Genomic DNA, 207 nt, shown 5'->3' with positions numbered 1-207 from the left:
GCTCTGGTGGCGGGTATTGCGAGTGCGGCTACTGGTGCGGCGACGGCGTTCGGCAAGTTTAATGAGGATTTGGCGCAGTCCCGCGTCGACATCCAGAACAGTTTCGGCCTGTCTGCTGATGCCGCCCGGGACATGCAGGGCGAGATCGCCGACGCCCTCGGCGCCGGCATGGGTGGTTACGAGGACACCGCCGCCGCGGTTATGTCG

1 protein-coding gene is annotated in these 207 nt (G+C 65.7%); it reads left to right on the top strand.

What is annotated here, in order from left to right:
* On the top strand, positions 1-207 hold a 207-nt coding region (locus tag F0L46_RS26460; protein ID WP_188312161.1), incomplete at both ends, for a hypothetical protein.

The organism is Salinarimonas soli (assembly GCF_008386575.1).
Classification (GTDB): domain Bacteria; phylum Pseudomonadota; class Alphaproteobacteria; order Rhizobiales; family Beijerinckiaceae; genus Salinarimonas_A; species Salinarimonas_A soli.
The sequence above is the reverse complement of the archived record's forward strand: the minus strand, read 5'-3'. Positions and strand labels throughout refer to the sequence as shown.